Genomic DNA, 7,447 nt, shown 5'->3' with positions numbered 1-7,447 from the left:
GCTCTATCCCTTATTAAACAAGCTGTTTAGCCTTCTTGTCACCCGTTAAGAGAATAGGCACTATCTCCACGTACTAAAATCTCAACATTCTTCCATTGTTGACGTATTTGTTTAATCACTCTCTGTATTTCTGATAACGCTCCAAATGCTGGGTCTACATTAGAAGGGCGAAGTTTGGCTGCTAATAAGTGTTTCCCACAAAATATATAAAGTGGAGCATAGTAGTATCCACCATAACAAGTATTGAAGAAAACTTGCTCCTGATTGCCGTGTACTAAGTCATCAGTTACATCTAAATCCAAAACAATTTGTCGTGGCTCTTTCAAGTAAGATTCTAGAAAGATTTTGACAAATAAGCTTTCAATTTGCTCTGGAGAATGCCCGATTTTATGGTAACGGCTGTCTGCTCCTTGTTCCACATCTTCAGGACAATGTTCGAGCCGATTTAATGTACTCTTTCCTGCTAATGTTGCAGGTTCATTCTCTAATCCAATCCTTTTTCCTAATGCTATAGCAAACATCTGGTCATGACGTAATTCTTCATGGTCATTCAAGTCTTCATACCCCATGACCAGCCCGTATATTCGTTGTTTAATTAAGTTTTCTATTGAATGGTCAATTCGATTTGGCTTTCGGTAATCTTGGAAACACTGTGCAAACTTTGATGTGATTTGCAGTTTTCTGTCTATTTCAGCAATTAAGCTCAGTCCTGCATCTGATGTTACCGCCCCACCCTGGAAATTAACTACAATCGGGCGTGATTTTTCAACTGAGAATTTGAACTGTTTTGGTGTACGATCTGTGAGTACTGGGGTCATGCTCTATAGCTGCTGAAATGCTTATCATATATACATTTTCGCAGTTTTTGACCCCCTTTTTTTTGTCTCCTTGTGAGAAATGCGGGAGTATGAAGTTGGAGTTAAAGGCGAATTTCTCAATGGCAGATTAGCTGCAACATTGGCTGCGTTTGAACTTATCAGAGGCAATGTTTCAGTTGCCGATCCCAACAATCCTGGCTTTAACATCCCAATTGGAGAACAGCGCAGTCGAGGAGTAGAGCTAGATCTCATTGGGAAAATTCTTCCTGGTTGGAATATTCTTGCCAACTACGCATATACCAATGCCACAGTGACAAATAACAGTGACACTACAATCATTGGCAATCGGCTCTATAGTGTGCCATATCATTCTGCAAACCTGTGGACAACCTATGAACTTCAAGCAGGATCTTTGCAGGGATTAGGGTTGGGGCTGGGTTTATCCTATGTCGGTGAAAGGGAAGGAGATTTATTTCGGGCTGGTTTCATTCTACCCAGCTACGTGCGAACAGATGCCAGCCTATTCTACCGGAGGAACAATTGGCGAGTTGCACTCAATGTTGAAAATCTGTTTGATGTCGCTTACGTCAAGGAAACAACCGATAGAAATCGTATTTCTCCTGGTGAGCCGTTCACGGTGAGAGGAACGCTATCAGTGGAATTTTAGATTGTCCTGTACTTTGAGTAGAACTCAATCAACTTTTTGAAATGTATAAAATTCGTCGTGGGCTTGGGTTCTTTGGGTTAACGCTTCTGGCAATTGTGCTGTTTTCTGCTTGTGCTAATAATGTCTCACAAAACTTAATTATTACTGCAAGTGACCCAGCTTTGGAAGCTGCTTTAATACTGGGCTTCAAGCCCACAGGTACAACTACTTACTCACAACAGACCGATTACTTGAGAGAAAGATTTGAAAGTCCTGCTAGTGTTGGTTTGCATTCACGACAACTAAGTTTAGAGAAAATTCTCACCATCAAACCAGATTTAATCTTGGCTACAGATGATTATGGAGAACAGCAGGAATTGTATGATCGGCTATCACAAATCGCTCCTACTGTGCTGGGAAAGTGGTGGGATGGTAAAAGTATTCGCTGGAAAGAATGCTTCCAATTATTTGCGGAAGTTTTTGGGAAAACATCTGAAGCTGAGGAAATCGTCAATGCTTACAATCAACGGATTGTAGACTTACAGCAGCAAATGGGCGATCGCCTCCCAAATACTGTCATCTCAATTATCGACATTTATCCCGATAGAATCCGCCTATATGGAAAAACCCATTCTATCGGTAGCACTATTCTCGAAGAAATCGGTTTTCCTCGTCCACCTTCCCAGGAAGAGGGAATAGATATCTCCCTTGAAAGTATTGGGGATGCTGATGGCGATATCATTTTTCTCATGGCACGAGATCCCGAAGCACAACTTTATCAGCAAGTTCTTAATCATCCTCTATGGAAACAACTGAACGCTGTACAGGCTGGAAAAGTATATCAAGTTAAAAATAGTTACTGGGGTGGAAGTGGTTACATTGCTGCCAATCTCGTTTTGGATGACTTGTTTAAATATTTAGTTGAGAAATAGTAACACCTATGTCTAAACACACTTTGTTTATTTGTAAATCCTGCCACCGTTCATCTGAAAAACTCTCAAAAAATCAACTTTCTGATGGTACTCGTTTATTAGAACAGTTAAACAATTTAGTAAATGAAAACCTACCCTCATCACAATTAGAAATTCAGCCTATACAATGTTTGTGGGCGTGTAGTCGTGGCTGTGTTACAGCTGTTTCTTGCCCAGAAAAACCTACCTATCTTCTCGTTGATTTACCACCTGATGAGAGTGCCGCAGCATTATTAGAACTCATGCAAATGTACATTAATAATGACAAAGGAGCATTTATTTGGAAAAATTTATCTCAATTATTGCAATCGGCAATTTTCGCGCAGATTCCTTCTGTAGTAAGTGAAAGCTCCTAATTATCCATGTTCAACAACACTTCGCGCTCCTCTATATACTCTGGTTATTAAAGCACCCTCAAGTGCATATCAAGCCAGGGTGGAGATGAAAGGCTCAGTTATGACAGCCTGGAAATCAGGAGCAAACCCAACTTTAGAAGAAGTCAAGCAGTATCACGTCACTAGTCTAGTGAAATTGGCATGAAAAAAATTGGACTACGGCAATACTGGAACTTACTTGTAGATTATTTCCAGCCACAAAAGAAAAGGGTTTTCAAGTTTGCAGTCAAAATACCTCTAAATGATGCTGTGAAATCGTTCAGCTTAATTTCCTCCTGCTAAACTTTTAACTAAAGGTAACTGAATATTAGCAAAAAAGTTACAAGGAAAGGTTTAATGAATACTGTTGTTCTTAATCTAGAAGCGATCGCTCATTTAACCGATGAGCAATTCTATCAATTGTGTCTTGCCAATCGTGATTTAAGCCTGGAAATGAATGCAGCAGGAGAATTAATTATTGTGCCACCAGTAGGAGGAGAAAGCGGAAATCAAGAAGCGGGACTGATTACTGATTTAGAAATCTGGAATCGTCAAGCTAAATTAGGCAAAGTATTTAGTTCTTCAACTATATTTATCTTGCCAAATGGTGCAAAACGTTCACCTGATGCAGCTTGGGTAAAATTGGCACGATGGGAAGCTTTAACGCCAGAACAGCGAAAAAAATTTCCGCCACTTGTACCAGATTTTGCCATTGAACTGCGTTCTGAGACAGATCGACTCAAACCTATTCAAGAGAAAATGCAAGAATATATTGAAAATGGTTTGCGTTTAGGTTGGCTGATTAATCCTCAAGATGCCAAAGTGGAAATTTATCGACAGGGAAAAACTCTAGAAGTGATGCAAATCCCAGCGATTCTTTCTGGAGAAGATATCTTACCTGGATTTGAGTTACAAGTGTAGCTAGGTAATAATTAATACGACTTGATTCATCAACACAAAATCCCCAAAATACTCTCGTAAAAAGGGTATTTTAGACAAACGTACCTAAATATCACCGTAGATAGGAATTGCCGCACCTCGCATATCTTGAGCAGCTTCCGAACCCAAAAAACAGATTAATTGCGCTAAAGATTCAGGTTTTACCCACTTGTCAGCATTTTCTGACCCCATAGCTTCACGATTTTTCGGGGTATCAATTACGCTAGGCAAGATGACATTAGCGGTAATATTCGTACCTTTAGTTTCATCTGCGATCGCCTTCGTCAAGGCTACCACACCAGCTTTGTCCGCAGAATATGCTGCTAATTGCCCCGCAGGTTCTACAGCCGATCTAGAACCCCTGGTGTCACACCTAAACCTAATCCGCCAGTTCCGCCTGTGAGTCAGACTTGCTTGCCTTTCATGAAATATTTGCACACTTGAAAGTTCATTTTTAAGATAACGCGATGCAAGCATTTAGCGAACATTACCTAACTAAATTTACTTGACCTTTCAGCTATATTTTTGATAAAAAACATTTAACAACAGTAACATTACTTATAGCAATTTTACTAAAACTATCTGTATTCACTGAATAATCAAGCGTTGAATGTACTGATAATGACTCTGAACCCAGAATACAAAATCAGCAAATTTACCATGTAATATCTGAGGTGTTTGATTTTATTCTGGGTATTTAAGCACATATAAATATAAAAGACTTGAGCTAAAAAAAACTTAAATTACATAACCTCATTTTTGAGTTCAAAAACTGGCTAAAACGTCTACTGGTTAGCCACTAAGGGTAATTAGTTACTCAAAAAGCCCAGTGCTTTACCAAAAACAGGGGGCTGAAGTTGATGCATGATTTGGGCAATATTTTTCAATACAAATTCTAGGGTAGGAAAATTTGAGGATGCACGATGCCAAAAAATGAGTGGGAACAAATACGCCACCTATTGGTTGTCCAAGATTTGCAAGGAAAGCGAACTATCCCCCTTCAGGAAGCAACTTATTCGATGGGGCGGCATCGTAATAACTCTATTGTCCTCCGTTCGGCGTCAGTATCTAGACAACATGCAATTTTATTGCGGGTAACTATTCCCGATACTGACCAATATGGCTTTCGGATTATTGATGGTAACTTCACAGGTAAGAGTAGTACTAATGGCTTATTAGTTAATGGATCTAAATGCTTCTCTCACAATCTCAAGCATGGAGATGTCATTATCTTTGGCGATAATCAAGCTCAGGCCAAATATTATGCAGTTTCTCACCTTTCAGAAACAGAATTTTTGGCATCTTGTGCAGCTGAAGACTTATCCGATTTTTTGTCAGAACAGGCTAACCATGCTAATCCTTGTGCAACTTTAATTATTGATCCTGAATCTGAACTAGCTAGTGATACTGCTCTAGCTCGTTTAGCATCTTTCCCAGAACTAATTCCTAATCCCGTTATCGAGATGGATTTAAAGGGGAGGGTGATTTATCTTAATCCAGCTGCATCTCTAGAGTTTCCCAAAATCAAAAAAATTGGCCAACAACATCCCATCCTCACAGGATTACTCAGTGCAGTGGAAAATTGTCAGGAAAATCCTTTTGTGCGGGAGGTGCAAGTTGGTCAAAAAGTTTTTGAACAATCCGTACATTTTCTCCCGGAAAGTGATTTAATTAGAACTTTTATTGTTAGGGATATTACAGAGCAAAAGCAAGCAGAAGCCGAACTCAAGCAACGCGATCGCTTGTTACAAGCAGTGGCCGAAGCAGCCAATTATTTGCTTGTAGAAATGAATTACGCAACAGGTATTGAAAAAGCTCTGGCTGTGCTAGGGGAAGCAGCCAAGGTAGATCGCGCCTATCTCTTCAGTAAACATATCCATTCAGTCACAGAGGAAATAACCGTTAGCCTTCAGTTTGAATGGACAAATTCTCACATTGAGCCTTGCCGCCACTACTGGCAAAATCAGCCTTTTGAGTCTGCTGAATTAGCTCGTTGGTACACTGTTCTTTCTCAAGGACAGTATATTAGTGGATTAGTCAAAGAATTTCCCGCAGCCGAGCAAGCATTACTTGCTCGAGATGGCATCAAATCTCTGCTACTAGTGCCTTTACGCTTAGAAGAACAGTTCTGGGGTTGTCTGGGTTTAGCCGACTGTTCTACAGAACGCCATTGGTCAAAGCATGAAGAATCTACACTTTTGACAATGGCAGCCAGTATCAGTGGTGCATGGCAACGTCAACAGATAGAAGACAGAATCCGTTTTCAGGCGCTGCATGATTTGCTGACTGGATTACCCAATCGGCTGTTATTTGATGAGTTGCTGAACACATCTTTACCCAACGCAGTCCGCAAAGCCGAAAGTCTAGCGGTGATGTTTCTAGACTTGGATCGTTTCAAGGTAATTAATGATACTCTTGGGCATACATTAGGAGATAAATTGTTACAGCAGGTAGCTGAAAGATTGAAAGCTTCCCTTAGAGGTGGCGATACTGTTGCCCGTTGGGGGGGTGATGAATTTACAATCTTATTACCCCGTGTGCAATATCTAGAAGAAGTATGCCAGGTGGCACAGAGAATTTTACAAGCCTTAGAGGATGTTTTTTATTTAGATGGACATGAACTTTATGTCAGTGCCAGCCTGGGTATTGCCCTACTGGATGAACATAGTCCTGATGCCGAAACTTTAATTCAGCACGCCGATACTGCTTTGTATTATGCCAAGGATGAGGGCAGAAATAACTATCAATTCTACAACACTACTCTCAGTAACAAGAATCCTGAACTTTTGACTTTAGAAAAGAGCTTGCGCTATGCCCTAGAAAGAGAAGAATTAACACTGTATTACCAGCCTCGAGTGAATATCAACAGCAGCAAAATTATTGGCATGGAAGCGTTATTGCGTTGGCAACATCCTGACATGGGATTAGTAGCTCCTAGTGTCTTCATTCCCTTAGCAGAGGCTAGTGGCTTAATTATCTCTATCGGCGAATGGGTGTTACGCACAGCTTGTATTCAGAATAAAGCCTGGCAAACAGCAGGGTTGCCCCCCCTAACCATGGCAGTTAATTTATCTCCTAAGCAGTTTCGCCAACCTCACTTGGTGGAGACTGTGGCTAAAATCTTAGAACAAACAGGTTTAGAAGCTCAATTTTTAGAACTAGAAATTACAGAAACTACCGCCATTGAAGATTTAGATTTTACCAGAACTGTGTTGCAGGATTTTGAGCAGATGGGCGTTCATCTTTCCATTGATGACTTTGGTACTGGTCATTCTTCACTGTCACGCCTCCAACTTTTACCACTCCACAATCTGAAAATCGATAAGTCTTTTATCCAAGAATTGACCAAGGATGTCAAAGTGGCTCATATTGTGAAGGCGATCGTCACTTTGGCGAGAAATTTAGGCTTGAGACTAACCGCCGAAGGCGTAGAAAAGCAAGAAGAATTAGATTTTTTGAAATCTATCTACTGTGAGGATGTGCAAGGCTTCCTCTTCTACAGACCACTGCCTGCTGAGAAAGCCACGGAAGCTCTGCAAAACGGGGAAATAAAGCTTTAGGACTGGGGAACTCGTGGACCCCTCTAGGGATCAGGGACTTCCAAAGAATAAATGATCCAATTTACTCAAATAATAGGGGCAAAGAATCAAAGTCCCCCTTTAAAAGACGGATTTAGGGGGATCAAGACAAAGATGTGTG

At 40.6% G+C, this 7,447-nt stretch carries 5 protein-coding genes and 2 pseudogenes; 5 read left to right on the top strand and 2 right to left on the bottom strand.

Annotation, left to right across the window (positions count from 1 at the left end):
- Positions 1-50: 50 nt before the first annotated feature.
- Positions 51-818 (bottom strand): annotated as a pseudogene (locus ACM0OS_RS06685) (IS1380 family transposase); the annotation flags it as partial.
- A gap of 79 nt (positions 819-897) precedes the next feature.
- Between ACM0OS_RS06685 and ACM0OS_RS06680 the strand changes: the two are divergent.
- From ACM0OS_RS06680 to ACM0OS_RS06665, 4 genes are all read left to right on the top strand, one after another.
- The gene (locus tag ACM0OS_RS06680; protein ID WP_414542380.1) at positions 898-1,485 is read left to right on the top strand and encodes a TonB-dependent siderophore receptor; all 588 of its coding nucleotides are present in this window, start codon (positions 898-900) and stop codon (positions 1,483-1,485) included.
- 41 nt (positions 1,486-1,526) lie between these two features.
- Complete coding sequence (locus ACM0OS_RS06675) at positions 1,527-2,396, top strand: iron-siderophore ABC transporter substrate-binding protein (RefSeq protein WP_414542379.1); 870 nt, start codon at positions 1,527-1,529, stop codon at positions 2,394-2,396.
- 8 nt (positions 2,397-2,404) lie between these two features.
- Positions 2,405-2,791 (top strand): DUF1636 family protein, encoded by a 387-nt coding sequence (locus ACM0OS_RS06670; RefSeq protein WP_414542378.1) that lies wholly within the window; start codon positions 2,405-2,407, stop codon positions 2,789-2,791.
- Positions 2,792-3,166: 375 nt separating this feature from the next.
- Positions 3,167-3,730 (top strand): Uma2 family endonuclease, encoded by a 564-nt coding sequence (locus tag ACM0OS_RS06665; protein ID WP_414542377.1) that lies wholly within the window; start codon positions 3,167-3,169, stop codon positions 3,728-3,730.
- Positions 3,731-3,814: 84 nt separating this feature from the next.
- Here ACM0OS_RS06665 and ACM0OS_RS06660 read toward each other — a convergent pair.
- Positions 3,815-4,123: pseudogene (locus tag ACM0OS_RS06660) on the bottom strand (SDR family oxidoreductase); the annotation flags it as partial.
- 548 nt (positions 4,124-4,671) lie between these two features.
- Between ACM0OS_RS06660 and ACM0OS_RS06655 the strand changes: the two are divergent.
- Entirely contained in the window at positions 4,672-7,308 is a 2,637-nt protein-coding gene (locus ACM0OS_RS06655; protein ID WP_414542376.1) for an EAL domain-containing protein, read from the top strand.
- The last annotated feature ends 139 nt before the right edge of the window (positions 7,309-7,447 follow it).

Source organism: Nostoc sp. CCY0012 (assembly GCF_963920855.1).
Lineage (GTDB): Bacteria > Cyanobacteriota > Cyanobacteriia > Cyanobacteriales > Nostocaceae > Cyanocohniella.
This window is presented reverse-complemented; position numbering and strand designations above follow the sequence as displayed.